Origin of the sequence: Williamsia muralis NBRC 105860, from assembly GCF_001598915.1 — a bacterium.
Lineage (GTDB): Bacteria > Actinomycetota > Actinomycetes > Mycobacteriales > Mycobacteriaceae > Williamsia > Williamsia muralis.
The window spans coordinates 132,973-158,565 of sequence record NZ_BDAP01000002.1 but is presented as its reverse complement, the minus strand read 5'-3'; the positions used below and the strand labels follow the sequence as shown (position 1 = coordinate 158,565).

Here is a 25,593-nt window from a genome sequence, read left to right as displayed (position 1 = left end):
TGTTATACAGAGGCAATGAGACTCGGGGGGCGTGGGGTTGCAGGCGCCGGTAGGGTGCACTGTCCTGCTGGTGTTGACCGGATGAAACCCGACAACGCCGAGCAATCGTGCAGCACAGTGCAGATCCGTCGGTTGCGGCGGCTGAAGTGGCTGAGCTGCTCGAGGTTTCAGACCTGACAGCCCGTGCGATCCTCGATCAACCCTTGCATCGCTTCACCGCGCTCTACCGGCAGCGGTTCGTAGAACAGTTGACCAGGGTCAGGGAGGTTCTGGGTTCGTGATGTGGATCGGCGACGACTAGGGGCCGGTCGGCCTGCGGGCACAGTCAGCTGGGCGCTGCAGTGATCGCGGCATCAATCGCGACTGGTTCGAGTATGGCTTTGTAGTGGTTGCGGTTCGGTGGTGCAGCCAGAACCTCTGCCGTCCGATTCGTCAGAGCGGCACGGTCGATGGCTCCGTTACTGGCCATGACTGCCTCCAGTGCGATCACCCAGTGTTCGTAGTACGACCACGACTCATCGGAGGTCACGGAGCGGGTTGACTCCCAGTCCTTGATGGCGTCGATGAGCGCGCCTTGGAACAGTTGCCAATCGAATTCGCCTACGGTGTGTGCCGCCACCGCCAGCGCGAAAGCTCTGATCTCCCAGGGGTGATCGAATGCCATTTCCCCAGGTCGCCCGCCGGGTAGGTTGCGGACCAGATCATCCACCGCTCGGCGGTCCGCATCTCGTGCGGTGGCGGGCACGTCGTTCATGATGCGGCCCTGACCGGGCCGACGCCGATCATCGAATCCCGTGTGACCAGTGCAGCGAGTTGTTCTTCGCTCCAGCCGTCGGTACCGGCGGGTCGCTGCGGCAGCACCCAATAACGCATCTCCGAACTCGAGTCCCAGATGCGGATCTCGACCGAGTCGGCGATCGCGAATCCGAAGTCGTCGGCCAGGACCTTGCGCGGCTCACGCACGATGCGGGCCCGATACTGCGGGTCTTTGTACCAGTTGGGAGGCAACCCGAGAACCGGCCACGGGTAGCACGAGCACAAAGTGCACACGATGGCGTGGTGCACCTCGTCGGTGTCCTCGAGGACCACCATGTCTTCGCCTTGCAGACCACCGATGCCTAGTTCCTTGCAGGCTGCGCCAGCGTTGTCGAGGAGTCGCTGCCGAAAGTCGTTGTCAACCCACGCTTTCGCGACGACCTTCGCTCCCAGCTGCGGCCCGACCTGATTCTCATAGATGTCGACGATTCGGTCGACCATCGAGCTCGTCATCACCCCCTTTTCGATGAGCATCGACTCCAGCGCCTTGACGCGGGCGGCAGTTTCTTCTTGACCTGAGGCCCCTGCACCCATGCGGTCGCCCCGTTCTCTTCATCGACCAATTCGACGTAGGGGTCCCATACGTCGAAACACACCGACGCATTCGGATCGCCAAAGCCTTTGCCCCACAACTCTTCGCTGGTGAACTTGATGGTGTAGACATGCTCGGGTGCGTCGCCGAGCCCATTCCCTGCCGAATCTGGGTAGATGAACGACCCGCGGTGAGCGACAACCACAGCCTGTTTACCTCGGATGTACCGGGCCAACCGGGTGTGTCCGAACGGGCTGACGTGCGCCGTGCGCACCTTGTCACCGACGGTGAATCGCGGCTGCTTGCTGGTTCTTCGAGCAGCGGAAGCGCCAGCCGATACCGCTATATCAACGAAGTCGAGCAGCTCTTGGCGTTGGCTGTGTTCAGGGAGTGGGGCGTCGGGGTTGTCGAGATAGTGGCGGGTGCGCCGGGCTAGTTCATCCGCCTCGATAGCGCCTATCTCGATGACGTGGGCCTCGATGGAGTGGAGCCAGTGCTGGTAGTAGGGCGAGCTGAGGTAAGTCGCCGGGTCCATCTTCTCGGTGCCGTGTCGGAACTGGTCAATACCGAAGTACCCGGCGCCAACGCAGGCCGGGTACATGGCGAACACCGTCTTTTCCCACTCGGCCCTGAAGACCGGTTCACTGTCCGAAGGGTCGACCGGACCGAGACCATCGGTCCCTCCGAGATCGAATACGCCGTTCATATGGTGCTCCCAACTCCGGCGTGGTCTGCTCTTGCAAATCCGAGAACTCTCGGAGTCGCACTTTGAGGAACTCCGCCTTTGAAGTGGCCTACGTCACACATCCTCCCAGCGCGCTCTCTGGGATGTCAACCGCCGTACACACGGCAAGCCACTCCCTGTGATCTCGCCTGACAATGGAGCGGGCCTTACCCTGCGGGACAACATGTTCCGCGATCGGCGAGCTGTGCAGTGGGTACAAGCATGCCGCCCGACCTGCAATAGTGCGGTCGGAGCCAGCGAACCCTGCAGACGGAGTCAGGAGTGGTTCCTCCGCTGTCTGGTGATCGCGCCGAGGGCGGGCTAGCGGTGAGCAGCCTCTGATACACCAGACAGGGTCGCCAGCCGAAGTTTGGTTTCGTCTTCGGAATCCGTTGCAGCGGTGAGTATCACGATCTTCAACTCCGCGTCACCGTCGGTGAGGACGTCGCAGTCCACCGTGATGGGCCCAACCTGGGGATGCTCGATGATCTTGTGTGACTCCCGATGTGCTCCAACCTTGCCGGAGGCCCATAGGTCGGCGAAACGCTCGCTACCGGCAGTGAGCGAGTCGATCAGCTTGAGCAGGCGAATGTTGTTCGGGAAACGCCCGGTGGCTCGGCGTAGGTCGGACACAATGGCTTCTTCCGCGGTATCACCGGCGAGTATTGTCACGGGCCATTGCGCCAGCGCCGGGTTGTCGTCGGCGAGGAAAGTGTCGCGGGCGAAGTTGCGGAGCGACGGTGAAGTTGACGATGGATCGCCGACCAGAGCCGCCCAGCCCCGGTTCCACCAGATCAGCTGCCAATCTGCGGCAAAGACCGCGACCGCTGTGTCTCCGAGCCGGTTCAGGACACGGTGAACGCCGGGTGGGATGTGATCGGAGATCTCGTCGGAGCCGGGAGGGACATGCCCGGCCAATCTGTACAGATGGTCTCGCTCCGTATCCGTCAGTTGCAGTGCTCGACCAAGCGATGCGACTACTTGCGCAGACGGCGTCGTCGCCCGGCCCTGCTCGAGCCGCACGACATAGTCGACGGACACGCCGGCCAGGTCGGCGAGTTCCTCCCGTCGTAGGCCTTTGGCACGGCGGGCGTGCCGCTCCGGTAGTCCGGCCGCGGACGGTGACATCCGGTCGCGCCAGGCGCGCAAGGTGACGCCGAGATCGGTCGGGTGAGTGTTCACGTCCTCGATTGTGCACCGCCGGCACGGTTCGAAGGTGGTACTCGTTGTCCTACGGTCGAACTGTCTCTGGTGAGCTGTCTGTGTCGAGTACAGGATGAATGCATGACAATCACATTCATCACCGGAGCCAACAAGGGCCTGGGACGCGAGACCGCTCGACGCCTCATCGAAGACGGGCACACCGTTCTGATCGGAGCCCGCGACAGCCGTGCAGGTTCTGCGACTGCCGAAGCGCTCGGCGCTCGATTCGTCGAGATAGATGTCACCGATGACCTATCGGTCGCCGCAGCCGCAGACAATGTCGCGCAACACGAGGGGGCGATCGACGTCCTCATCAACAACGCAGGCGTTGCGGGTCCGATGGGCGATCCGAGTGATTTGACGGGCGCCGACGTACTCGGCGTTCTCGATGTGAACGTCGCCGGTGTCGTCCGGACCACCACGGCCTTCCTGCCCCTCCTGAAGCGGTCTGATGATCCTGTGGTCATCAATGTGAGCAGTGGGATGGGATCGCTTGCCGCGACACATGATCCGAGTCGTCCCGAGTCTCACGTGGTCGCCCCGATCTACACGGCCTCGAAGGCGGCGCTGACCATGCTCACCACCCAGTACGCAAAAGCTCTCGTCGGCATCCGAATCAATGCTGCCGACCCCGGCTACACCGCAACGGATTTCAACGGCCATTCCGGGCATCAGACCGTCACCGAAGGCACCGACGCGATCGTCAGTCTCGCCACCGAGGGGCCCGGGCATGGATCGGGCCGGCTCGTTGACCGTGAAGGCGAGATCAGCTGGTCTTGAGGGCGGATCGGCGTGATCGGGCGGCTGCGCTGGTTTCGAGACTTCACCTTGGGAGACGGTTGGTCCAGTGCCAGTGACTATCCGGCCGGCATGTTCGCGAATTCGACAGCCCGACGCAGCGTCTCACGGTCGACGATGCCGGCGGCATTCATCTGTTGGGTCACGACGCCCGACTCGTGCGGATCGTGGAGTACGCGATATTTACTTTGGGCGGACAGGGCGACTAACAATCACGGTCTCTGACTGCCCGTGCCACGCGTCCAATACGGTGGGCAGTGCTTCCATTGTCCATCTTCTTTGGCCATCTGAACCTTCGAGGGGCCGGGCCGTGACGCCGGCAATCCCGTGTCGCTTCCAGGCTCTTCTACAAGGGTGGAGACGATTCTGACAGTCGCCCTTGTCGAAGTGCCGTCGACGCCTTCGATCTCGCCGACGACGAGGGAGTCCGTTCTGGGAATCGAAGGTTGGCCGGCCGTGCCCTCGGTGGTGCCTGAACAAACCGGAAATGACGAGGGCAGTGTGTCCGAGCTATTGCGGGTGGCAACGTAATTGAGAAATGCTGCCTCGACAGCATCACGGTCATCTGCACCCAACGAGTCCGAGTCGCCACATCCGGACGCAAGCGCCATCGCGAAAACCACTGCGACAATTCGACACCCGGTTGCCACGACCCTTGACGGTGTACGCATGGCGCAACCGTACCGAATCCTATGGAGGCGGTTGCGCATTCTTGTCGATTTCTGGTGCACAAGAACGTTCTCGAGTTCGGTAGCGGACTCACCTGCGCCATACCAAGCCTACGATCTACCGATGCACTCACGGTGGTACGACAGCGACTGGTTCAAAAAGCTCGAGCGATGGTGGGATGTAGCCAGCTCGGTACTCGTAATGGCCTGTGGTCCGTACATCATCGGATCGGTCATTTCCGACTCCTCGGCATTGAATTGCTTCAACACTATTCTGTGGGCGATCGTCGCCACTTGGATTGCGTGGTCAGCGTTTTCGTCGTGGCGAACTCGAAACGACCCGCCAAGAGTTCATATGTCACCCAGGGACGTACCCCTCTGCGATGTGCAGCGCATCGTAGATAGTGAGCCAGAAAAGGTGCCTGCAGTCAAAGCCTTACGCGAGATTCATCCCGGTCTAGGGCTCATCGATGCAGCCCGTCTCATTGACGCTGCCCGAGGAGCCGGTGGCCCGGGCAACGGTCACAACAACGGCAACGGGCTGTGACTACGTGCCAACCCCGTTTGAGCCTGCCCGATTTAGTTGTCGTAACAATCGATTGCTGCAATTGTCGTCTTGCTCGAAGTCGACACACTCACCAGCAGTTCCCAAACAAACTGCGCCACGACAGCGTTGTCACGGACTATCAGAAGGCGCCTCGGACAAGTAGCCGGTCTCAGGATCTATCTCCGCGAGAAACTCGCTGATACATGTGCGGTGATAGCGAACGGTTGGTAGCGGGACCGGGAGTGGCGCCGGTGGGAGCCGATCGCGAGTCCTCCATGCAACACTCGGGGCGCCGGACTGGAATCCGTAGCCAAAATTGGGACCGCTTACCCAGGTGTATCGGCTACCGCCGTCTGAGGCGATCGCTACCTGAAACAGTTCTCCATCCACAACAAGGTCGATTGGACCGTCCGCGGCCGTTGGGCGCCAATCGTCAGGTACTTCATCAGGTTCCACAAGTTTCATCGTCGCTGAACGACGCGCTGATCGCGAATGGTTATCGCTGACGAAGGACGCAGCTACAGGCGCTGACCTCCGCGGTTGATCGAGCTCAGGACCCGGGGCGCACCAGACGACGTGCGGGCCGGGTGAGCCATAAACCCGTCAGTAGCGCGGCGCCCCACACCACAAACAGCGGATCCCATATGAAGGCGTGCCCGATCATGGTGGTCCGGTTGAATCCATTGCTGGGCGAGACGAGGCCGGCGAGCACCGCGCACGCCGACAACGACGAGACCCCTCCCCACACCACCAGAACGACACCGCCTGACCAACCACACCATCGAATCGGTCGATAGATCCGGCTCTTTCGTCGCTCGTTGACCATCGGCACGACAGCTGCGACCGCTTTTACCAGCGCGATGAGACCCAGGGCCAGACCGATTTCGACCGGGCTCTCGCGCGCGAGCTCGACAGCCCACTCTCCCACTGACTCGAGTTGCCAACGGCCGCCGACGGCCCAGTACAGACTCGCCACCGCGTGCAGTAGACCGGCGGACGCGGCGATGCCGAAGGCTACCGAGGCGACGTCAGTCTGTGGCGACGACGCGTGTGTTCGCATGAGAAACACCTTACGAACGGTGGGCTGCAAGCACATCCAGGTTTACCCTCAACCTGACCCCGAGAAAGTGTTCGTCGATCAGAGCGTTTTGCCCGGCGAATCCGGGTTCCGAAGAGACCCCGCGTAGTTCGCGCTTCACTCCCCCCGACGTTTGCTCGCCCGGCGGGGTTTGGCCGAGCGAGGGGGAATGGTTCGCATGTGGTCACGGGCTTTCGTGAGTACGCGGGCGAGGTCATCGATGTCATCCTGGTCCAGCGCGTCGAAAAGTAGTTGCCGGACGATGCCGATGTGCCCCGGGAACACGGCCGCGAGTACTCGACGGCCGGCCTCGGTCACGGTCACGGTGATTCCGCGTTCATCTTCCTCAGAAGGGCTGCGGGTCACCAGCCCCGCGCGTTGCAGAAGACCCACTTGATAGGTGAGTCCGCTCCTGCTGTAAACCACGCCGTCGGCCAGTTCCGTCATCCGGCGACTGCCCGTAGGTGCGTCGCCAAGCGATGCGAGCAACTGAAACTGCACGTAGCTGAGGCTGCCCGCCTCCTGCAACTGCTGCTCCACCGCATGCCGCACCAGGCTGCTCGTCTCGATCAGCGCGAGGTACGCGCCGAGCTCGACGGCGCTCAGACCTTGTTGTTCTCTGCGTTCGGTCACATCGACAGCTTACCTGTTGCTTCGATTTCAAAGCACTGCTATGTTGATCTCAAGTGCTTCACATTCGAAGCATTCGATCTAAAGGAGTCACCATGAAGGCAGTACAGTTCCACGAGGTCGGCGGTCCCGAAGTCCTCCACTACGGAGATGTCGAGCAGCCGACGCCGGCCGCCGGACAGGTCCGCGTGCGTGTGGCAGCGTCGGCGTACAACGCCGCCGACAATGGCATGCGGGCTGGGTTCTTGCCCATCCCAATTGTGTTGCCGCACATCCCCGGATATGACGTTTCGGGCACCGTGGATGCGCTGGGCGAGGGCGTAAACGACCTCGCAGTCGGCGACGATGTCATCGGGTTCCTGCCGATGGAACACGACGGTGGCGCAGCCGAGTACGTCACCGCCCCAGCCCAGGCACTGGTGCACGCCCCCACCACTGTGTCGTTGGACGACGCCGCGGCACTACCGTCTGTCGCCCTGACTGCATGGCAGGCGCTGTTCGACGACGGACAGCTGACCAGCGGACAGAGCGTGCTGATCGTCGGCGCCGGAGGCGTGGTCGGCAAGTACGCCATCCAACTGGCCAAACGCGCTGGCGTGCACGTCATCGCAACCGCCAGCCCACGCAGTATCGACGCTGTCCGCGCCGCGGGCGCCGACCACATCATCGATCACACCAACACCGCCCTACTCGATGCCGTCGACGGGCAAGTAGACGTATTGCTCAACCTCGCCCCCATCGAACCCGAGCAGTTCGCCACCCTCGTCACTGCCGTTCGAGACGGCGGCGCCGTTGTCAGCACCACCGCGTTCATGGCGACGCCCGACGACAAAGCACGAAATGTGCGGGCAGCCACCGTGTTCGTTCAACCGAACCGCACACGCCTTACCGAGATCGTGTCCCTGGTCGACGCCGGCGCACTCACCATCGAGGTCACGCGGCGGATACCTCTCACCGAACTGCCCGCCCTCCACAACGAAGCAGCCGGCGGACGGATCGCAGGGAAGGTCATCGTGCTCCCCTGAACCGCTCAGCGCTGGACTAGACAGAACTCGTTTTCCAACGGGTCGGCCAGAACCGCGGTTCGGTACCCGCCTTCGTCGTTGTGTTCCTCCACGGTTCTCGCACCGAGGCCAACCAGTCGGGCAACTTCCGAGTCGAGGTCATCTACGAAAATGTCGAGGTGAACCCGGTTTTGCCCGCTTTCGCTTCCGTCACGCGTTGCAGCGTGAGGTGATGCAGGCCTCCGTTCGGCGACACGAGCGCATGGAACTGCGCATCGTCTGTGCAAGGGGTTGGTTCGTCGTATCCAAGAGCGGCTTTCCAGAAGAAGGCCGCGGTCTTCACGTCGACGCAATCGAGCGTCACTCCCACAATGCGATTCACCAGGACCCTTTTCTTGAAGGCTGCTCGACTTCTTAACGGAATCTCCTCTCAACGGTTCCGAGAACCCCTGGCGGACAGCCGGATATCTAGGGGCGGACCTTACGCTCGACTACATCAACCACCAGAAACGGAACTCAATCAATGTCCAAGGGATATGTCATATTCACCGAAAAGGTCCGCGACCCAGAAGCACTCGCTGCCTACAGTGCCGCCGCGGTACCCTCTGTGATCGCTGCCGGGGGAACAGCAATCATTGCCGGGCCGCCGCACCTCGTCGCCGAGGGCGACTGGCATGGCGACATCACCGTCGTACTCGAGTTCGAGAGCGTCGCCGCCGCCAACGCCTGGTACACCGGTCCCGACTATCAAGCCGTGATCGGTCAACGACACCAAGCCGCAACCAGCAACGTCGTGATACTCGAGGGGTTCACACCGCCAAACCTGACTTGAGTGCTCGCTACCCGCGCCGAAAGTTCGCGCCGCCTACCGGCATGCGCGCCCGTTGCAACCGGTGCGCGCGTCTGCAAGCGGCGCGAATTCGAGCGGGTGGGTGGCGAGGGCTTCACCGGCCCGCAATCCTCACGTTGCCGACCCCGTCGGGCAATGCCCGATAAGCTGGTCTCAATCTTTGTTCGGAGGATGCATGCGTCCGTGACCGAGGTGAGGACGCACATGACCGGAGACATCCCCGACGCGGTTGCGGCGCACGTTGAGCCCGATCTCGATCTCGGGATGGACCGCGACGAGCTCTTCGGCGACGACGTCGAAGAGCTCCGCAACAGTCTCAGTTCGCTGTCACAGCTGGCGATGAGTTCGCTGACACTCCCTCAAACACTCACGCACATAGCCGAGTTCGCGGTACATGCCATTCCCGGCGCTGATGGGGCCGGATTGACGTTGCTCGACGGCGATCGCCCGGACACGGTTGTCGCGAGCGACGATTTTGTCGTCGCGGTGGACCGCATCCAGTATTCGCTCGGCGAGGGCCCGTGCATCACTGCTGCCGAGCGCGCCCGAACCGTACGTTCGGGCTCGCTCGGTGGGGACGCGCAGTGGCCGCGGTTCGGGCCCCGCGTCGGCAGACTCGGTGTGCACAGTGTTCTGTCGCTACCGCTCAAGACCGACGACGGTGTGCTCGGCGCGATGAATGTGTACGCCCGCGCGAAGAATGCGTTCGATGATCGCGCCGTCACCCTCGCTGAATTATTCGCCGTTCCCGCGGCAGTGTCGGTGCAGAATGCGCAAGCGTTGTCGAATGCATTGCTGCTTTCCGAGCAACTGCAGAAGGCTCTGACCAATCGCAAGGTCATCGATCACGCCATCGGCATCGTGGTCAGCCGCAGCGGGTGCACCAGCGCCGAGGCGTTCGTGAAATTGCGGGAGATGAGCCAGAAGGACCACAAGAAGCTGGCCGATGTCGCCCAGTCGATCTTCGACGACGCGAAACGACGGGCCCAGGCGCGGCGCTCCGGCTCATAGAACTCACCCGATATCGGGGCCGCGCCATGAATGCGTTGGGGTTTCGCGCCGGATGTGTGACGCGTAGGGTCGAAATCGCCGGACGTCAGCAGGGGCGGGTCCCGACCCGCTGGAGGCGCGGGCATCACACGCCTCCCTGGTGGGTGCAGGAAATACTCAATTGGCGGTCGGGTCCGCCGCGGATACACATGAAGTCGGATTCTCAGCTGGTTGCTGCGCTCGCGTCACTGACCGCCGGGCTGGACGACCCCTCGGTCGATCTTCACCAGCGCCTGGCAGAGCTGGTTGCAGCCCTGACCGAGTCGATCGACTCACTGGTCTCGGTTGCGCTGACTGTGGTGGTGGACCACCGCCCGTTCTCGGTCGCCGTCCCGGTCCGTCAGGGCGTAGTGGCAGTCACGTCCGTATCCATCCCGCTGCGCTCACGATCCGGGCCCGAGATCGAATCCCGTCTGGTCTTGCTGGCCGGGACGCCTGGCGCATTCGTTGACCTTGTTGCGGACGTCAGCCTTGCGATGAACTCGGATCCGGCGACGATCGACGTGGACACCCAGCTGCCGCCAGCAGTGCCCTTCGAGAACGATCCCGGTGGCGACATGCAGCGGGACCTCGAAGATCGTTCGGCCATCGACCAGGCTCTCGGTGTCCTGCTGGCACGAGGAGCCACGATGCAGGCGGCGAACACGCACCTGTCGCAGCGCGCCGAGAGGGACAACATCTCGATGGCCGACGCCGCACGAGCAGTCCTCGACGACGCCATGGAAGTTCTCCGACCCGACATCTGACTCGCACTCGGATACACGCCGGTGCAGCGGTCGTCGAGTTTCAGCGTGCAGCGAACAGCCCCGACAACAGATTGACAGGTCACGGATTTACGGGTTACGTGGACAGTGCTGAGAAAACCAGCCGGCCCGGGGCCGGTTCCGCCGCCCACGGCCCGCGGGATCGCCACACAAGTTCGCTGCCCGGATATTCAAGTGTTGTACGTGTTCGACCCTCGATCGCCGAGGGCGCGACCTCGTCCGAACACCACCGACGAGACTTCCCGACAGAGACTCGCCGGAGCGGAGCGCACCCCGTGGCCATCACCGACATAGCTCGATACGCCCATCTCACCGACGTCGACCTCGACTCGCTCAGCAGTGAGCTCGACACCATCCGACGCGACATCGAAGACCAACGCGGTGAACGCGATTGGCGATACATACATCGCGTCATCGCCCTGCAACGTGGGCTCGAGATAGGCGCCCGCGTGGTACTCATGGGATCTCGGCGAAAGCCCGCGTGGGTGCTGGGGACGTCGATGCTGGCCTGCTCGAAGGTCCTCGAGAACATGGAACTCGGTCACAACATCAGCCACGGACAGTGGGACTGGATGAACGACCCCGAGATCCACTCCAACTCATGGGAATGGGACCAGGTCGGCCCGTCGTCGCAGTGGAAACGGGCCCACAACTACTCGCATCACCTCTACACCAACATCGTCGGCATGGATGACGACATCGGTTTCGGCATCCTCCGGATGACCCGCGACGTCGCCTGGCGCCCGGTGAATCTGATTCAGCCGCTGGCCAATGTCGTCCTCGCGACCACTTTCGAATGGGGCATCGCGCGCCACGACCTGGACGCCCAGAAGCGAATGGACGTCGAGCGGCATCCAGGCACCGACATCAGCCGGATCGGCAAGTCCGAAGCCAGTCGCACCTTCTGGCGAAAGATCGGCAAGCAGATGGGCAAGGACTTTGTCCTCTTTCCCGCCCTGACCGGACGGGCGTGGAAGACCACGCTCACGGCCAACGCGTCGGCGAACCTGATCCGCAACCTCTGGGCATACGCCGTCATCTTCTGCGGTCATTTCCCTGACGGCGCAGAGAAGTTCACGATGGCCGAGTACGAGTCGGAGACACGGCAGCAGTGGTACCTGCGACAGATGCTCGGCAGCGCGAACTTCAAAGCCGGGCCGTTGATGGCGCTGATGAGCGGGAACCTCTGCTATCAAATCGAGCACCATCTGTTCCCGGATCTGCCGAGCAATCGCTACCCCGAGATAGCCAAACGTGTCGAGGCCCTCTGCGAGAAGTTCGATCTCCCGTATACGACGGGGTCATTGCCGCGACAGTACTGGCTGGCCTTGCGCACCATCCACAAACTCGCCCTTCCCGACAGCTTCCTGTCGCGATCGTCCGATGACGCACCGGAGACCAGCAGCGAGCAGCGATTCGGACTCGCCGATCCGCGTGAGACGACCGTGGAACCGGCGAGCCCACGCCGCGGACTGAAAGCTGCCATCGGGGCCCTGCGCGCCGGTAAGCGCTGAATACCGGGCTGCTGAGCAGCTGAACGCCATCGCGATTTCGTATAGGTTCTCGGCGCGTCTGTCGGGTGCGACCTCAGAGTTCTCATGTAGATGTCGGCATTCGATTATCAACAAACCGAACATTTGATTAGCCTCCCCGCAATCCTGCTGTGGCGTCCGAGCGTCTCGATGTGACGTCGATCTGCCACTACCGGTGCCGGTCCCGGCTCGTCCCTGATCGATTGTGGGGTTGCCGCGATCGGCCGCGTGTAAGTCACATCTGCGAGCATCGAGCGGATGGAATGACGTGATCTGTTTGTCGCTGTCTCGAAACAGCTCCGAGGCTTGACTGAGTTCCACCAAGCCGAGCGATAGTCATGCGAGAGTGGGTAAATGCCTGTTTCTCCACCCGAGAAGACGCTCGAACATTGGGTCAGTCAGTACGTCACCTACCGGTACCGCTCACATGCAAGTCTGTGGTGGCCGGTAAGCGGACACGACCTTGCTATGAACCCGATCCGTAACCACGGTGGGTCGATCGGTAAAACCATCCAGCTCGAGCTGAAGACCGCGACTCACCACCCGAGTAGTCCAGAAGTGCACCGTGTCTACGTCGACGTGCAACAACTATTCGACTACAGCCGCCAACCTCGTGGCTATTGGCCGTTTTATGTGTTCCCAATCCCGAACTGGATTGGCGACATCCGCGATGACTACCGCGCGCATTTGGCTCACTTTCCGAATCCGCGCGCGCCCAGACCAGCTGACATTGCTTTTGGACGATCCTCTGAGTGGTGGTTCGTCAGCCGTCAAGTCGTTCTTCCGCTGGACGTTCTCGCACGAGCCCTGGACATCGATATTGGCCGAACATCGGCGCGACCATCAAAACAAAAGGTCTCTCTTCTCACAGCTGCGGTGACGCACAGGCCCGGGCATCACATCCATTCGAGATCAGTCGCCGTGACGTGGGCATGGGAAGGGGGCAAACACACCGGTCTGCTCCGTGCAGCCGTACCCCTCCAACAGTTCTTTACGGAGATCAACGACTGCGGGCGCTCGACCTGGCCACAGCTGGCTACAGTGCCGTCAGACATTCTGCCGGGAAGAAGTTCATACACGTATGAAGACGTGAGGAATATATTGCGGGAGTTGGCATTCCAAGGCGGTCAGAGAAGGTCGTCGCGTACCGATGAACGCTACGACAGCAACCCTGTGCTTCTTGGACCGGACGATGATGGCACCTTTGTCGTCTACGAACAGACTGTTGACGAGTCTGATGACGAAGCTGTAGATCCTGAGATGCATCTCGCGCAGATCGCGATTTCACCGTCTGGTCTGTTCTGACGCTGGGGCTAAGGCCAGTCGTGACTGTCGAATCATGGCAGGATCACGGTTTTAGTGTTGGCCTCGTATGTCTACAACCAGGTCATCGCGGGGCAGTGCACGAGCTGACTCCGGCTAGCTCGACGCAGGAGGCCGCGGCGAAGTGCCGCCTCAGCCTTCCGCTGTGCGATGGAAACGCCGCCGTGGCGACTGGACTACATCGCGCCCACAGTGCAGTGGGTGAGGGTCGTCGGATCGAGAACCATGCGGGTGTCGGTGTTTTCGCATCCCGGGTCGGCGCACTGCTCATTGGTGACGAACAGTGCGCACGCGTCCACGGTGGGGTCCGCCGCCGATCTCCACATGAGCCCGTCACTGGTCCCGACTGCATCAGGCACTTCGTAGCGGAGAAATTCGGTGATGATCTGGGTCGGGATGTAGTCCAGATTCAGCCCCGATGGTCCGCTGGGGGCGGCGGGCGCGCGGATGGACTCGACGAAGTCGTGCAGGAACTGAATCGCGGGGCGCAGGTGGCGGCGTTCGGGATCGAACAGTGACGGCACCGGGGGCGGGATACGGAGGTCGACCACGCGCAACTCTCGGGCCAAGGCGAATTGTGCGATGCTCACGATGTCGGTGGGGTTGGCATAGCCGGCCACCTCGGCTACCGTGCCACCGCTGGTGGATGCGCCGTAGAACGCGCCGATTCCGGTAGGGCTCATTCGGTTGTCGCGAGCGAACGTCGCTGGCGGCGTCCCGATCTCGGTGGCGCCGGAGAAGGTGGCGCCGGTGGAGTCGACGCGTGCACGCCACCATCGGTGCCCGACGGGCAAAGTCATCACCAGGTTCGAGTCCACAACCGCGCGGGCGATCGCGGCGGGTACCGCATCCATCGAGTACATGCCAGCGCCGTCGGCGGTCGACGGGTCGGGACTGAGAAAGGTAAATCGCCGTGTGGTCTTGACGTAACTGCGGAACTGATCCCAGCTCCACACCAACGCCTCCGCGCGGGCCGCGGCGTAGGGATTGCGCTGACACCACAACGTGCCCTGCAATTTCCGTGCGATCTCGTCGAGGACGGCAGCATTGTCGCTGACGTCCAACTCTTGCAACAGGTCGTAGGTATCCCACGGCCCCTTGGGTGTCAGATACCCGTCCTCGGAGTCCCAGGCCGCTTCGTTGACCGGGTCGTCATACTCGGCGCGGATCCCGTCAACAACGAGCTCCAGCACCACCTCCAGCGGGGCGCTGAGCTGTGGCGGGGCGGTATCACAGAACGAGCATGGGCCGCTACCCGCCTGACCAGCGACCGCGTCGGCCAGAGCCGGATCACTCACGCACGCGGTGCACACCACCGCATCGGTGCCGGCCCAGCCGCGTTCCTCGATCTCGGCGAGATGGCGCTTCATCAATCCCATGGGCTGATAATGGGCCAGGACAGCCGCGATGCGCTACTGCAAAGACCCGGCAGCCGCCCGCCGGCAGCTGGGCCCGCTTCGTGGCGATCAGTCGTTCGATGCGGCGAAAGACCATGCGTTGAACAATCGCCGCACTACAGAGCGTTGAGCTACTCCACGAGAGTTCGGTACGAACTGACGGAACTAGCGGACCACGTGGACGGCACGTCCGCTGATTCGTCGTCAGCCGCTTTTTCGACGAAAACAGATCGCGTCCGGTTCAGTGGCTTCAGTCCGCTTCGGCTGCACTCGGATTGCGGCGGCGGAGTTCCTCATAAACCGCGTCGGCGAGGTTCTGCCAACTCTGCGCAGTGCCTTGAAGATGTTCCAGCCCGAACTGGAAACTGAGGGCGGCGTTCCCCTTCGCTCGAGATGGCTCTCGCCAGGTCCAGAGGACGCCGTTCGCGTACTGGTGTGCGCCGTGAACGAGATGGTTGCGCCCTTCGTGCATGGCCTCATAGCCGTCCACGATCGCCTCCGCAGGCTCGGCCGATGTGATGATTTTGCGCAGCTCCTTGATCAGTTGTGCCCCGCTAAGGCCAAGCCGGAGCGGCTGACCCCCGGGGCGTGTCAGCAAGCGGTCGAGCAGCATCTCGACTCGTCCGCCCAGGTAGAGCACGCGGCCGAGCGCGATAGCGAAGTCGTCTGGGAGATCTTCCATTCCTCCATTCTGGCGCAGTCTGCAACCGAATTTCCTCGCGCCCTCAGATTTCGCTCCCACTTGCAGACTCGTCTCCTGCGGCGAGCGAGACAACAGATCCGACAGGGGGTAGGGGCGCTGGTAGGTAACGCAGACACGCATCTGCACCCCTCCCCCTCGTTCCTTAGCTGCGTTTCTGCATCGCCGATCGAAAATGGCCATTGCAACTCACGGACATGTTCGTCGAACTCCATCGCCCTCGACTCACGTCGTGACCGCGCCAGGAAGCGAACGTTCTCGAGCAAGTTCCGGATCGGTGCCTGTCCAGACTTCATACTCGGCTCCGATGCGATAGCTGATCTGGCGTGTCCAGGCGAAGACTTCCTGCGCTTCGACTTTCGCTGCAGTGCGCAGGTTCTTCATATTTACGACCACAGAAGTGTTGTCTCACGGCGAAGGAGGAAGTCGGGGCAATGGCGGCGATTGCGTCCTCCGAACTCGCCGTTTACCAGAACGGCCGCGCCGAGATCCACACGGTCGCGGGGTCATACCGGCGAGCAAGATGCGATTGCGCTTCAACGAACTCTCGTAGACGGTGGCGGATTCGTACCGGCAGGCAACCGCCCAGCTCAGAGATGCGAGTTTTGCCCACCTGGCAAATGACCTCAGCGCTCGACTCAGCGATATACGCAGGTCACTGCTGTGAATCGCATCGGCCACGCTTTTCAAAGGCCTTCCGACAGCTCGTTGACAATCCGTCGCGCCGCCGACATCTCTATGAGAATCCGACAGGCAACTTGAGAACCTACATTTCGCTCTCGAAGAACACGGACTACCTGGGGGAACAAAGGCCACCACCGGAAAGTTGAGCCCGAAGTACTTAACTTTGGAGGAAACATGAGCGAACTGAATCGCTTGCCGGTGTTGTTCCTGACCGACCCCGTCTTGCTCCCCGGCATGGTGGTCCCGGTCGAACTGGACGATGCCGCACGCGCCGCCGTCGACGCCGCGAAGGCCTCGGAGGCGGGCAAACTCTTGGTCGCCCCTCGATTGGACGACCGTTATCCCGCCTACGGCGTCGTTGCGTCCATCGTGCAGCTCGGCCGCCTCGCCGGCGGCGAATCGGCGGCGGTCCTCAAGGGCGAATCCCGCGCTCACATCGGATCGGGAACCACGGGTCCCGGCGCGGCGCTGTGGGTCGAGGTGGAGCCGGTGTCCGAACCCGCGGTCACCGACGAGGTGCGCGAACTGGCCGCCGAGTACAAGAAGCTCGTGCTGGCCATGCTGCAACGCCGCGAGGCCTGGCAGGTCATCGACTCGGTCAACAAACTGAGCGACCCGTCGGCACTCGCCGACACCGCCGGCTACGCGTCGTACCTCACTGATGTCCAGAAGCGGCAGATGCTCGAAACTCCCGACGTGGCAGAGCGTTTGACCACGTTGATCACGTGGACCCGCGACCACCTGGCCGAGGTCGAGGTGAACGACAAGATCGCCGGCGAGGTCCGCGACGGCATGGAGAAGACGCAGAAAGAGTTCCTGCTGCGTCAGCAACTGGCCGCGATCCGTAAGGAACTGGGCGAAGACGAACCCGACGGCAGCGACGACTACCGTGCCCGCGTCGAGGCGGCGGAACTGCCCGACAACGTGCGCGAAGCTGCGATGCATGAGGTCGGCAAGCTCGAGCGCGCCAGCGACCAGAGCCCCGAGACAGGCTGGATCCGAACCTGGCTGGATACGGTACTGGACCTGCCGTGGAATGTGACCACCACCGACTCCACCGACATCAAGGGCGCCCGCGCCATCCTCGACGCCGATCACCACGGGTTGGACGACGTGAAGGACCGCATCGTCGAGTACCTGGCCGTCCGCGCTCGCCGCGCCGAACGCGGCCTGCAGGTCGTCGGTGGTCGCGGGTCGGGTGCGGTGATGGTGCTGGCCGGACCTCCCGGAGTCGGCAAGACGTCGCTGGGTGAGAGCGTTGCCCGCGCCCTCGGTCGAAAGTTCGTACGCGTCGCCCTCGGTGGCGTCCGCGACGAGGCCGAGATACGTGGACACCGGCGTACCTACGTCGGCGCACTGCCCGGACGTATCGTGCGGGCCATCGGCGAAGCGGGATCGATGAATCCTGTTGTGCTGCTGGACGAGATCGACAAAGTCGGCGCCGACTACCGCGGCGACCCCAGTGCCGCACTGCTCGAGGTGCTCGACCCGGCGCAGAACCACACCTTCCGCGACCACTACCTGGACCTGGACCTCGACCTGTCGGATGTGGTGTTTTTGGCGACCGCCAACGTGATCGAGCAGATCCCGTCGGCGCTGCTCGACCGCATGGAACTGGTGACCATCGACGGCTACACCGAAGACGACAAGGTTGCCATTGCACGCAACTACCTACTGCCGCGGCAGCAGGAACGGGCGGCAATCACCGACGACGAGGTGGAGGTGACGGACGCTGCGTTGCGCAAGATCGCGGCCGACTACACCCGTGAACCCGGTGTGCGACAGTTCGAACGGCTCCTGGCCAAACTGTTGCGCAAGGTGACCACGGCACTGGCCGGCACTGAAAGCGCGGACGGTTCCGCCAAGGTGCGCGTCGACGAGCCCGACCTCATCGGGTACCTGGGCCGCCCACGCTTCACGCCTGACGCCGAAGAGCGGACGGCCGTGCCGGGTGTGGCAACCGGGCTGGCGGTCACCGGACTGGGCGGCGATGTTCTCTACATCGAAGCCGGGTCCACCGATGGCGAAGGATTGGTCCTCACCGGGCAGCTCGGTGACGTGATGAAGGAGTCTGCACAGATCGCGCTGAGCTACGTGCGTTCGCACGCAGCCGATTTCGGCATCGACCCCAAGTCGCTGGAACGCAGCATTCACGTGCACGTCCCGGCCGGCGCAACGCCCAAGGACGGCCCGTCTGCGGGTGTCACGATGGTGACCGCGCTGGTGTCGATGGCAACCGGACGCAAGGTGCGGGCCGACGTCGCGATGACCGGCGAGGTCACCCTCAACGGACGGGTGCTGCCCATCGGTGGCGTGAAGCAGAAGCTGCTGGCCGCCGCGCGGTCGGGAATGACCACGGTCTTCATCCCGCAACGCAACGAGCCCGATCTGGATGACGTGCCTGCCGAGGTGTTGGAGGCACTGACCGTGCTGCCGATGACCGACGTCGCCGATATCATCGCCCAGGCGCTCGAGCCCGCCGCCGATCAAAAGGCGACCGTCGCAGCCTGATCGACACGTCCGCCCACCTGTTCTCACATCCCTCTACCGCCCCTGGCGGGGTGGGTACCCGGGACTGGGTGGGCGGACTTCTGTCACGGGTGGCTGTACAAGGTTTCGACACCACCGCATCGAGGTAGAGCTCAGTATCGATCTCGACGTCCGAGGGAAGGACCGCCCGATGAGTACACAGGCGAACGATGCCGTGGCCGAGGTGTGGGATGACTGGAAAAAGGCAGTCAACATGACGGCCGGCGAACTGGAGTCCTTCCTCGACACCCCCGAGTCGAAAGACGTGGGAGACAAGAGCTCGGGCGGGGAATCGACCGGCCACAAATCAGGCCGCCGGATCGTGGAGATTCTGCGTGCCACCAAGAGCGACCTGACCGATGACGATGCAGCACACATGCGCAAGGCCGTCGGCTACGTCCATCGACATCTGGCTCAGCGCCCCTCCGGCGACGTCTCCGACACCGCCTGGCGCTACTCGCTGATGAATTGGGGCCACGACCCCACAAAATGAAGTCGGTTGTCGCACACTTGATCCATGGCGTATGACACGCACCTGGCCGACCGCGTCCGAGAACTCATGGGTCCCGAGGCGGGCGTCTCGGAAAAGCGGATGTTCGGTGGTCTGGCGTTCCTGATCGACGGTCACATGGCCGTGGCGGTCAGCGGGCAGGGTGGGCTGATGGTCCGGGTCGACCCGGACGAATCCAAGACTCTGCTCGGCCGCGCCCACGTGTCGCCGATGGTGATGCGCGGGAAGGAGCTTGCCGGGTGGATCCGGGTGGCCACGGACGGCGTCAAGACCAGAAAGCAACTCCAGACGTGGGTGGACCGCGGCGTCGCCCGAGCGCGGCTGGCGTAGCGGGAAGTCAGGGCGCCTGGCGCCACCATGCGATGACGTACAGCGACATCGCGGTCACCAACCCGGCCACCACCCAGAGAACAACCGAGTAGTCCACCCAGGAACCGAACGGTGGTGACCCGGGGAAGATGTTTCGCAGAGGGAGCACGGCGAAGAGCATCACCGCGAACCAGGTGACCATCGGAGGCTGAAAAGCCTTGCGCCGTCGTACGGTCTGGATCGACACGAACAGGGCACACACGGGGAGGACGATCAGTACCGCACAGAGCGCGAGATCGAAGACCAGCGATCCGGCCGTCCGATCCGCGTATATCGTGAACGCTTGTCCCCCACCGGCATCCTGATCATCGGACGTCACGTCCCAACCTGTCAGTGAGTCGGTCACCACCACATCTGTCGGCAACGGGAACGAGACGGTGCCGGCCTCCGGCGACGACGCCTGGCTGAAGGCGCGCACCACCACATTGTCGGACCGGTATTCGTCGAATGGCCACTCGCGGATGTCACCGTTCGCATAAAGCTTGACCGGCAGCGGTCCCACCCTCGTCCCGCTGTTGAACACCAGCCGCCCATCGGCGGCGATCGGTGAGACGTCCACCACCAGTTCGTTCTTCAGATATCCGTTGTCGCCCACCAGGTTTTTGCCCGGATACACCGACACATTCGCCGCCATGGAGAAATCACTCCCGTTGACGGCATCGATGTCGAGGTAGACCAGCACACTGTTGTCGGCGGCCACCCGGCCATCCTCTCCGGCATCGTCGTCACCGGACGCATAACCGAGGAGAACCGCCACGTAGACCACCACGACGCCCAGCACGATCAGCAGACCACGCCACCACGTACCTCGTTTGGCCGTCTCCCGACCGTCCGCCGATACGTTGTCCACCTTTGACGCCACCCGTGGCCTCCCGCCCTCGATACACCGCTTCACGATGCCGACGGATCGGCCTCGGCTCGAAGTGAGTGTATCGGCCGAGGCGGGTCAACCTGCGGCTTCGCTCAGGATCGCTCCGTGCGACAACGGCGGGCCCTGCTGCAGCCGGCCGAAGTCGAGCTTGACCAATTGATCCGCGACGTCGAAGTAGCGGTCGTCGTGAGTGATCACCACAACCGTCTTCCCAGCCCTCTTGAGGTCGGCGAGGATGTTGCGGTAGAACACCTCTCGGAACTGCGGTTCCTGATCAGCGGCCCATTCGTCGAACACGTATATCGGCCGGTCCTCGAGCAGTGCGGTCACCAACGTGAGCCGTTTGCGTTGTCCCTGCGACAACGCGAGCGTGGACAACCTGCCGTCATGGACCGACACCTTGTGCGAGATCTGCATCTGTTCGAGGTAGCGCCGCACCTCGTCGTCGATGCCGGGCCGCCGGAACCCGAGGTAGTCCTCGAAGAGGTGGAAGTCGGTGAAGACCGCTGATGCATTCTGCCGAAACCACTCGACGTTGCCGTGGGTTATCAACTCACCGTTGAGCGTGAGCCTGCCGGAGTGCGGGGCATAGAGCCCCGTGATCAGTTTCGCCAGCGTCGATTTCCCACTGCCGTTGCCGCCCACGATGAAGGTGACCTGGCCTGGGTCGAGCACCAGATCGATGGGTCCGAGATGGAAGCCCGCCGCCGGTGGGCCGGCCGGATGGGGTGCGCCGGGCGGTGGCGGCGGGCCGGCCAACTGTTCCCCGCGATAGGTGTAGCCGATGCCCGACAGTTCGAGCCGGGCATGCCTGGCCAGCGGCCGATCGGTGAACGGAAGACTCGACTCGTCGTGCATCGACGACATCGACAGGTCCATCTCTTGGATCTTCTTCAGGGCCACATCGCCGCGTAACAGGTCGGGGATCAGATGCATGATGTTCTGCATCGGCATGGCGAGGAACGTGGTGATGAGGACGTACCCGACCATCACCTCGCACGGCAGTTCGAGGATGACCGCCAGTCCGAACAGGATGAACGCCATGGTGCCGAGTTGACACAGCTGCCCGAAGCCCTGGGCCACTGAGAACTTGGTCCCGGCTTCGACGTTCTTGGCCCGCAACGCTTCCGCGGTACCCAGGAGGTGACGGTCCATGAAGTCACGACGACGGCCCCGGTGCAGCTTCAGCTCCTTGATACCGAGCGTCACCGATTGGAATGATCTGAGCAGGTCGTCCTCGTTCTCGCGGGCATTCCGGTAGATCTTGCGAACACGCTTGAGCACGGTTTCCACGCAGGCGATGGCGGCAAGGGTGGAGCCGACGGTGATGGCGAAGATGACTCCCGACACCACCGACAGGTACACCAGACAACCCACGATGGTCGCGGCGTCGATGCAGATGCTCGGGATCGCCGACACTGCTTGCGACAGTGCACGCACGTCCTCGGTGAGCGTTGCCATCAACCGGTGCATGCCGAGACGTTCGAGATGCTCGAGGGGCGCCGACACCACTCCGGTGCTTAGCTTGGCCCGCAAACGGTAGATCGCGTTCTGCGCCAAATGGATCAGCAGGATCTGGGACAGCAGACCGGTGACCAGGACGACGGCGGCGGTGAGCAGGAACAGCTCCACGGTGTGACCGGGCTGCTTGTCCGGTGAGATGATGCTGTTGATCTGGGTGACCAGGTACGCGTTGGCTGCGCCGCCGATCAGGCCGGCCAGCACGGCAATCGCGATGCCCTTCCACGACACCGACACGAGAAAGCGGATGAGTTGCATGGTGATTGCCTGCTACTTCCGGACGATGTCGAAGAGAAGGCCTTCGAGCGTGACCCCGGGGGCGAATGAGAATGCGATGCCCGTGCTGACCTCGTTGTCGTCGGAGGTCCGCTTGGCCATCTGCTCGAGAACGAAGATGAGCGAGACGCTGAGCATGTTTCCGTAGCGCGCCAGGATGTCCCAGCTCGCTTCGGCACAAGCCGGGTCGAGGCCCAGGGAACGCGCCGATTCGTCGATGATCTTCGGTCCGCCGGGGTGGATTGCCCACAGGTCGATGTCGGACTTCCCGAGTCCGTGGGACCGGAGAACCGCTCTGATTACCGGATCCACACCCCGATAGATGTAACCCGGGAGATCCTCGGCCAGCTCGCAGGTGATCCCGTTGTCGTTGACGCCCAGCACGATTCCGTCCTCGGCGCCGTCCAGCAGGTGGCTGAACGTGTCGCGGATGACGATGTTCCCGGCCGGGATCGGGTGGCGCACCTCGCTGGCACCGACGACCACCGCGCCGCAGCCATCGCCGAACAGACTGTGGGTGATGACCTCGTTGATGTCGTCGGCGAACACGGCGTTGACCGACGAGATCTCCAGGCAGATGACCAGGGCCTTCTTGTCAGGGTTGGCTCGCACGAAGTCCGTCGCCATCCGGATGCCGTTCATCGCTGCGGCGCAGCCCATGAAGTTGACCACCACACGACTGGTCGTGCGGGGCAGGCCAAGTTCCTTGATGACGGCCACATCCACTCCGGGAGCGATGAATCCGGTGCTCGTGACGAATACCAGAAGGCCGATCTCGACGTCACCGGAGACGCTACCGAGTGCACGCCGGGCCACATCAACGGCCAGTGGCGCGGCATGTTCGAGATAGAGGTTCATCCTCTGCTGATCGAAGACCTACGCAGTGTCAACGGCACTTACGTCAACGGTCGCCGCGTGATGCGACACCAGCTGACCGACGGCGACGTGGTGACCATCGGCAACAGCGACTTCGTGGTCACGGACGGCAAACTCGTCCGCGGGCAGGACCAGTCGGTGGTCGCCGATGGTGTCCACGTCAGCTCGGTCAGCCTCACGGTCGACCGGAAGCAACTCGTCAGCGACATCGAGTTCAGCGCTGCGCCAGGTACTCTCACCGCAATCATCGGGCCGTCGGGCGCCGGGAAGTCCACCGTCTCCCGAATAGTCTCCGGCGCTGGACATCCCACCGCCGGCCAGGTCACCTTCGAAGGTCGAAGCGTTCATGAGGAGTACGAGGCCCTGCGAACGCGCATCGGCATGGTCCCGCAGGACGACGTACTCCACGGGCGGCTCACCCTGCGCCAGGCGCTACGCTACGCCGCACAGCTGCGACTGCCGCCTGACATGTCCGGCGCCGACCGCGACGCCGTGATCGACGGGGTGCTGGCCGAGCTGCAGCTGACCGAGCACACCGGCACTCGCATCGACAAATTGTCAGGGGGACAACGCAAACGGGCATCGGTGGCGATGGAACTGCTGACGGGCCCGGCGCTTCTCATCCTCGACGAACCGACGTCCGGGCTCGACCCGGCGCTCGATCGCCAGGTGATGCAGACCCTGCGCAGACTCGCCGACGCAGGCCGGGTTGTCATCGTGGTCACCCACTCCGTGGCGCATCTGTCGATTTGCGATCAGGTCCTGCTGCTCGCCCCCGGCGGCAAGACAGCATTCTGTGGTCCGCCGGAGTCGGTGAATGCCGCAATGGGGACCGGTGATTGGGCGGAGATCTTCGCGTATGTCGCGGCACGACCCGATGAAGCGGCGACCCGCTACCGGTCGACGGCGCTGCGCCGCCGACCACCGCAACCCCCACCGCCATCGGCGCCGCGACCCCGGCCCCGCCAGACCAGCGCGTTGCGGCAGGTCAGTACGATCGCCCGTCGTCAGATACGCCTGATCTTCGCCGACAGGGGTTACCTGATGTTCCTGATCTTGCTTCCCGTTGTCTTGGGGGCACTCACCCTGGTGATCCCGGGGTCGGCCGGTTTCGGTTTGAACGCCCCCGGCACCACCGAGACACTGCAGATCCTGGTGGTCCTGTCGATCGGGGCGACATTCATGGGCTCCGCGCTCACGGTGCGCGACCTCGTCGGCGAGCGGTCAATCTTTGAGCGAGAACGTGCCGTCGGCCTACGGCCAGGTGCGTACCTCACGGCCAAGGTGGTCGTGTTCACCCTCGCCGCTATCGCACAGACAGTGATCATGCTGGTGATCACCTATGCCGGCCGGGGCACACCGGGCAAGGGCGTATACCTGCCCGGCGCAATCGAACTCGGAATCGACCTCGCGCTGCTCACCTGCATCGGTGCGCTCATCGGCCTGGCGATCTCGGCGACGGTCCGCACCCCGGAACAGACGATGCCACCGCTTGTGGTGGTGGTGATGGTGCAGTTGGTCTTCTGCGGCGGGCTCTTCGCCCTCCACGATCGGATGGGCCTCGAGCAGCTTGCCTGGCTTGTCCCCGCCCGGTGGGGTTACGCCGCCGCGGCGTCCACTGTGGAGGTCCAATGGACCACCCCTGGTGCCGCCACCGAGGACGAACCGATGTGGAAACACGATATGGCAACTCTCGGCCTGAGTTACAGCGTGCTCGGGGCCATCGCGCTGCTGCTCCTGGTGTTCATCTACAGCCGTCTGCGACTCAAACGATCAGCATGAAGCCACAACTCGTCGCTCCGGGACGCGGTCGCGATAAGGTGCAGAAAGCCGTGGCCCAGTGGCGGGTCCGCAAATCGCAGACGATTGGTGGGGGTTGTTCATGGGAGTTGTCCGACACAGTTCCGAGGTGAAGGCGACGCGAGAACGAGCCTTTGCCTATGTCAACGACCACCGGCACGTCCCGGACTGGATGTTCGGTGTCAAGAAGTTCGAACCGGTGTCGGAGACCATCTATGGGCTCGGAGCCACGTTCGACGTGGTGATGAACGTCGGCCCGAAGGCTCTCAAGGCCACCCTCGAGGTCACCGAATTCGTGGAGAACGAGATCGTTCGCCTGGAGTCGATCAATGGCTTCTCCGCCGCCACGGTGTGGCGTTTCGAGGACTCCGGTGCCGGCACGGCCGTCGAGGCGGAGCTGTCGTACGACCTCCCTGGGGGCATCGCCGGTCGCGCTCTGGGCGCGATCATCGAGCCCGTCGTAGGACAGGCTGTACGCCACACCGACTCAGCGTTGCGGTCCCAGTTGGACAAGCCCGCCTGACAAAGGCGGGCTTGTCG

At 63.0% G+C, this 25,593-nt stretch carries 22 protein-coding genes and 3 pseudogenes; 12 read left to right on the top strand and 13 right to left on the bottom strand.

Annotated elements, in window-relative coordinates; translation table 11 throughout:
- Window positions 1–325: 325 nt before the first annotated feature.
- From WIMU1_RS07500 to WIMU1_RS07485, 4 genes are all read right to left on the bottom strand, one after another.
- Window positions 326–754: a nitrile hydratase accessory protein gene (locus tag WIMU1_RS07500; RefSeq protein ID WP_062796158.1), complete on the bottom strand. Its 429-nt coding sequence runs from the start codon at window positions 752–754 to the stop codon at window positions 326–328.
- Entirely contained in the window at window positions 751–1,290 is a 540-nt protein-coding gene (nthA, locus tag WIMU1_RS07495) for a nitrile hydratase subunit alpha (RefSeq protein ID WP_245968885.1), read from the bottom strand. Before nthA ends, WIMU1_RS07500 begins: the two co-directional genes overlap by 4 nt.
- Window positions 1,269–2,054, bottom strand: a complete 786-nt coding sequence (gene nthB, locus WIMU1_RS07490) for a nitrile hydratase subunit beta (protein WP_084248093.1) — start codon at window positions 2,052–2,054, stop codon at window positions 1,269–1,271. Before nthB ends, nthA begins: the two co-directional genes overlap by 22 nt.
- A 339-nt stretch (window positions 2,055–2,393) precedes the next feature.
- Window positions 2,394–3,254: a helix-turn-helix transcriptional regulator gene (locus WIMU1_RS07485; protein WP_062796154.1), complete on the bottom strand. Its 861-nt coding sequence runs from the start codon at window positions 3,252–3,254 to the stop codon at window positions 2,394–2,396.
- A 102-nt stretch (window positions 3,255–3,356) separates the two neighbouring features.
- Here WIMU1_RS07485 and WIMU1_RS07480 point away from each other — a divergent pair, with 102 nt between their 5' ends.
- Window positions 3,357–4,055: an SDR family NAD(P)-dependent oxidoreductase gene (locus WIMU1_RS07480; protein ID WP_062796153.1), complete on the top strand. Its 699-nt coding sequence runs from the start codon at window positions 3,357–3,359 to the stop codon at window positions 4,053–4,055.
- Between the two features lie 1,783 nt (window positions 4,056–5,838).
- Here WIMU1_RS07480 and WIMU1_RS07470 read toward each other — a convergent pair.
- Together WIMU1_RS07470 and WIMU1_RS07465 are read right to left on the bottom strand one after the other, a co-directional pair.
- A complete protein-coding gene (locus tag WIMU1_RS07470; RefSeq protein WP_062797419.1) occupies window positions 5,839–6,348 on the bottom strand; it encodes a DUF3995 domain-containing protein in 510 nt (169 codons plus the stop codon).
- Between the two features lie 135 nt (window positions 6,349–6,483).
- Entirely contained in the window at window positions 6,484–6,999 is a 516-nt protein-coding gene (locus WIMU1_RS07465) for a MarR family winged helix-turn-helix transcriptional regulator (RefSeq protein ID WP_245968884.1), read from the bottom strand.
- A 92-nt stretch (window positions 7,000–7,091) separates the two neighbouring features.
- Between WIMU1_RS07465 and WIMU1_RS07460 the strand changes: the two genes are divergently transcribed.
- Window positions 7,092–8,021: an NADP-dependent oxidoreductase gene (locus tag WIMU1_RS07460; RefSeq protein ID WP_062796149.1), complete on the top strand. Its 930-nt coding sequence runs from the start codon at window positions 7,092–7,094 to the stop codon at window positions 8,019–8,021.
- 5 nt (window positions 8,022–8,026) lie between these two features.
- Here the strand turns inward: WIMU1_RS07460 and WIMU1_RS26890 are convergent.
- Window positions 8,027–8,364: pseudogene (locus WIMU1_RS26890) on the bottom strand (VOC family protein).
- Between the two features lie 159 nt (window positions 8,365–8,523).
- Here WIMU1_RS26890 and WIMU1_RS07450 point away from each other — a divergent pair.
- The 5 genes from WIMU1_RS07450 to WIMU1_RS26140 all read left to right on the top strand — a co-directional run bounded on the left by WIMU1_RS07450 (window position 8,524) and on the right by WIMU1_RS26140 (window position 13,501).
- Window positions 8,524–8,832 (top strand): DUF1330 domain-containing protein, encoded by a 309-nt coding sequence (locus WIMU1_RS07450; RefSeq protein ID WP_062796148.1) that lies wholly within the window; start codon window positions 8,524–8,526, stop codon window positions 8,830–8,832.
- Between the two features lie 222 nt (window positions 8,833–9,054).
- Window positions 9,055–9,861 carry a GAF and ANTAR domain-containing protein gene (locus WIMU1_RS07445; RefSeq protein WP_245968883.1) on the top strand — a complete coding sequence of 269 codons (807 nt, stop codon included), beginning with the start codon at window positions 9,055–9,057 and terminating at the stop codon, window positions 9,859–9,861.
- A 188-nt stretch (window positions 9,862–10,049) separates the two neighbouring features.
- Window positions 10,050–10,646, top strand: a complete 597-nt coding sequence (locus WIMU1_RS07440; protein WP_062796146.1) for an ANTAR domain-containing protein — start codon at window positions 10,050–10,052, stop codon at window positions 10,644–10,646.
- Between the two features lie 293 nt (window positions 10,647–10,939).
- The gene (locus WIMU1_RS07435) at window positions 10,940–12,178 is read left to right on the top strand and encodes a fatty acid desaturase family protein (RefSeq protein ID WP_062796145.1); all 1,239 of its coding nucleotides are present in this window, start codon (window positions 10,940–10,942) and stop codon (window positions 12,176–12,178) included.
- Between the two features lie 372 nt (window positions 12,179–12,550).
- Window positions 12,551–13,501 carry a hypothetical protein gene (locus WIMU1_RS26140; protein ID WP_147431352.1) on the top strand — a complete coding sequence of 317 codons (951 nt, stop codon included), beginning with the start codon at window positions 12,551–12,553 and terminating at the stop codon, window positions 13,499–13,501.
- Window positions 13,502–13,695: 194 nt separating this feature from the next.
- Here the strand turns inward: WIMU1_RS26140 and WIMU1_RS07425 are convergent, their stop codons facing one another.
- From WIMU1_RS07425 to WIMU1_RS26135, 3 genes are all read right to left on the bottom strand, one after another.
- Window positions 13,696–14,898, bottom strand: a complete 1,203-nt coding sequence (locus WIMU1_RS07425) for a HEPN-associated N-terminal domain-containing protein (RefSeq protein WP_084248092.1) — start codon at window positions 14,896–14,898, stop codon at window positions 13,696–13,698.
- 268 nt (window positions 14,899–15,166) lie between these two features.
- Window positions 15,167–15,598, bottom strand: a complete 432-nt coding sequence (locus WIMU1_RS07420) for a hypothetical protein (protein ID WP_062796139.1) — start codon at window positions 15,596–15,598, stop codon at window positions 15,167–15,169.
- Window positions 15,599–15,841: 243 nt separating this feature from the next.
- The gene (locus WIMU1_RS26135; RefSeq protein WP_157366790.1) at window positions 15,842–16,000 is read right to left on the bottom strand and encodes a hypothetical protein; all 159 of its coding nucleotides are present in this window, start codon (window positions 15,998–16,000) and stop codon (window positions 15,842–15,844) included.
- Between the two features lie 474 nt (window positions 16,001–16,474).
- Here WIMU1_RS26135 and lon point away from each other — a divergent pair, with 474 nt between their 5' ends.
- The 3 genes from lon (at window position 16,475) to WIMU1_RS07405 (ending at window position 19,670) form a co-directional block, all read left to right on the top strand.
- Window positions 16,475–18,811 (top strand): endopeptidase La, encoded by a 2,337-nt coding sequence (lon, locus tag WIMU1_RS07415; protein WP_062796137.1) that lies wholly within the window; start codon window positions 16,475–16,477, stop codon window positions 18,809–18,811.
- A 169-nt stretch (window positions 18,812–18,980) separates the two neighbouring features.
- Complete coding sequence (locus WIMU1_RS07410) at window positions 18,981–19,322, top strand: DUF3140 domain-containing protein (RefSeq protein WP_062796135.1); 342 nt, start codon at window positions 18,981–18,983, stop codon at window positions 19,320–19,322.
- Between the two features lie 24 nt (window positions 19,323–19,346).
- On the top strand, window positions 19,347–19,670 hold the full coding sequence (locus WIMU1_RS07405; RefSeq protein ID WP_062796133.1) for a TfoX/Sxy family protein: 324 nt from the start codon (window positions 19,347–19,349) through the stop codon (window positions 19,668–19,670).
- Window positions 19,671–19,677: 7 nt separating this feature from the next.
- On the opposite strand, the gene WIMU1_RS07400 is transcribed toward WIMU1_RS07405, so the two are convergent.
- The 3 genes and pseudogenes from WIMU1_RS07400 to WIMU1_RS07390 all read right to left on the bottom strand — a co-directional run.
- Complete coding sequence (locus WIMU1_RS07400) at window positions 19,678–20,571, bottom strand: DUF4436 family protein (RefSeq protein WP_245968882.1); 894 nt, start codon at window positions 20,569–20,571, stop codon at window positions 19,678–19,680.
- Between the two features lie 84 nt (window positions 20,572–20,655).
- Entirely contained in the window at window positions 20,656–22,359 is a 1,704-nt protein-coding gene (locus tag WIMU1_RS07395; protein WP_062796131.1) for a cyclic peptide export ABC transporter, read from the bottom strand.
- A 12-nt stretch (window positions 22,360–22,371) separates the two neighbouring features.
- Window positions 22,372–23,244: pseudogene (locus WIMU1_RS07390) on the bottom strand (type III polyketide synthase); the annotation flags it as partial.
- Between WIMU1_RS07390 and WIMU1_RS07385 the strand changes: the two are divergent.
- Both WIMU1_RS07385 and WIMU1_RS07380 read left to right on the top strand, forming a co-directional pair.
- Window positions 23,239–25,035, top strand: a pseudogene (locus tag WIMU1_RS07385) (ATP-binding cassette domain-containing protein); the annotation flags it as partial. The pseudogenes WIMU1_RS07390 and WIMU1_RS07385 overlap by 6 nt on opposite strands.
- Window positions 25,036–25,135: 100 nt before the next feature.
- Window positions 25,136–25,576, top strand: a complete 441-nt coding sequence (locus WIMU1_RS07380) for an SRPBCC family protein (RefSeq protein WP_062797405.1) — start codon at window positions 25,136–25,138, stop codon at window positions 25,574–25,576.
- The last annotated feature ends 17 nt before the right edge of the window (window positions 25,577–25,593 follow it).